Origin of the sequence: Mesorhizobium sp. M1A.F.Ca.IN.020.06.1.1 (assembly GCF_004023265.1) — a bacterium.
Taxonomy (GTDB): Bacteria; Pseudomonadota; Alphaproteobacteria; order Rhizobiales; family Rhizobiaceae; genus Mesorhizobium.
Window position 1 is genome coordinate 1 of sequence record NZ_RZSR01001681.1, and the last position, 587, is coordinate 587.

A 587-nucleotide genomic window follows, 5' to 3' on the forward strand; every position below is an offset into this window, starting at 1 on the left:
CATCGCCGCGCTCTGTGCCCTTTCCGCCGGCGGCGCCGCGATGTCCTTCTTCGCAGGCATCGATGAATCGGCCGAATACGTCTTCAAGGAAACCCATTTCGACAAGATGACCGGCCTGCTGACGCGCCAGGCGATCGTCGGAAAGGTCGCGGCGGCGGCAGCGGAAACGCTGGAGACCGGCGAACCGGTCTACTTGATCGATATCGACATCGACCGCTTCAAGCAGATCAACGACGCCATCGGCTACAGTCATGGCGACGAGCTGATCCGCGCCTTCACCAAAAGGCTGAAGGAGAGCATGCCGGAGGATGTCGTGATCGGACGGCTCGGCGCCGGCGAATTCGCCGTGCTCTTGCCGGACCGTGAGATCCGGGGATATCTCGAACGGTTCCTCGAAACATTCATCAACCGCATGCTGGAGCCCTACCAGCTCCAGACGCATCTGCAGTCGGTCAGCATGTCCGTCGGCATCGTGGCGATGCCGAAGGACGGCGTCGATCCGGTGCTCATCCTTCGCCGTTCGAACCTGGCGCTGCAGAATGCGCGCGCAGGCGGCATCGGCAACTGGTCGGTCTTCCACGCCGACA

Annotated in this window: 1 protein-coding gene; it reads left to right on the plus strand. The window is 62.5% G+C overall.

The annotated features are described in order from the left end of the window. On the plus strand, window positions 1-587 hold a 587-nt coding region (locus EOA60_RS36315; RefSeq protein ID WP_164899940.1), incomplete at both ends, for a GGDEF domain-containing protein.